Origin of the sequence: Protofrankia sp. CiT1, from assembly GCF_917627335.1 — a bacterium.
GTDB lineage: Bacteria > Actinomycetota > Actinomycetes > Frankiales > Frankiaceae > Protofrankia.
Map to the genome: position 1 here is coordinate 39,159 of NZ_CAKJTP010000015.1, position 851 is coordinate 40,009.

Below are 851 nucleotides of genomic sequence, written 5' to 3' on the forward strand. Positions count from 1 at the left end.
ACCAGCCGGCTCGGCAGTGGAGCCGGCGGTGTCGCTGTCCTCCCCGAGATAGGCACGGATCACATCGGGATTGGTCCGGATCTCCTCAGGTGCCCCTTCGGCGATCTTCCGACCGAAGTCGAGCACCGCGATGCGGTCGCAGATACCGAGGACCAGCGGAATGTCATGCTCGATCAGCAGAACGGCGGTGTTGCGCCGCTCGGCGATCCCCCGGATGACCGTCCCGATCTCGGCGCTCTCATGGGAGTCCAGACCGGCGGCCGGCTCGTCGAGGAACAGCACGTTCGGATCAGCGAGCAGCGCCCGAGCCACGCCGACGAGCCGCGCCCGGCCATGCGGAAGCTCAGCGGGCTTGCTGTCCAGCAGATCCGTCAGCCCGAACTCCTCGATGATCTCTTCCATGGTGACGGACGGACGCTGCCGCCCAGGACGGATCATGTCGGTGAAGTAGTACCCCGGCGCCTGGGTGTCCGCGGCGGCGAGCAGATTCTCCCGGACCGTCATGTCCGGGAACAGCTCGACCGCCTGGAAGGACCGGGCCAGCCCGGCCCGTGCCCGCCGTACCGGCGACCATCCGGCGATGGGCTTCCCGTCGAGCAGCACCTCACCCGACGTCGGCTTGGTGAAGCCGGTGACGATGTCCAGCAAGGTCGTCTTGCCCGCGCCGTTGGGGCCGATCAGCCCCAGCACCTTGCCCGGCTCAACGCGCAGGTTGACGTCGCTGAGCGCCTGCACCCCACCGAAACGGACGCTGAGATTACGCACCTCAAGAACCGCGGGCTCACGGCGACGGCTGGCGGCCGGACTGTCAGCGGCAGCGCCGCCGGCTCCGTCGGCTGCGTCGGCTCCGT

General features: G+C 68.9%; 1 protein-coding gene. It reads right to left on the reverse strand.

Annotated features, from left to right (window positions below):
* A partial coding sequence (locus MJ785_RS04675; RefSeq protein WP_239380082.1) for an ABC transporter ATP-binding protein occupies positions 1-851 on the reverse strand: 851 nt, incomplete at both ends.